General features: G+C 73.1%; 1 pseudogene. It reads left to right on the forward strand.

Annotated features, from left to right (window positions below):
- Positions 1–516: pseudogene (locus A5696_RS01300) on the forward strand (magnesium-translocating P-type ATPase); the annotation flags it as partial.

Genomic DNA, 516 nt, shown 5'->3' on the forward strand with positions numbered 1-516 from the left:
CTGGCCAAGGCCAAGGTCCTGGTCAAACGCCTGGTCTGCATCGAAGACTTCGGCGACATCGACATCCTGATCACCGACAAGACCGGCACGCTGACGGAGGGCCGCATCCGCCTGGTCGGCGCGGTCGATCCGGCCGGTGCGCCGGCCGAGCCGGTCCGGCGGCTCGGGTTGCTGGCCACCGACGTCGACCCGGAATCCGGTGTGGTGAGCGCCAATCCGCTCGACGCCGCGCTGTGGGACTCCCCGCAGCCACAGCAACTGGTGGGCGGCGCGGTGCGCCGCGTCGCGCTGCTGCCGTTCGACCACGAGCGGCGCGCGACGTCGGTGTTGGTCGACGACGACGGCAACCGCCTCCTCGTCGTCAAGGGCGCCCCCGAACAGGTCCTGGACCGGTGCGACGGGACGCCGGCGGCCGCGGATGCGACCCTGGCGGACTTGTTCGCCGCCGGACGGCGGGTGGTCGCCGTCGCCACCCGCCCGGCCGCCGAGCTGACGGAGCTCACCGCCGACGACGAA

It is taken from the genome of Mycobacterium sp. E2699, assembly GCF_001666745.1.
GTDB lineage: Bacteria > Actinomycetota > Actinomycetes > Mycobacteriales > Mycobacteriaceae > Mycobacterium.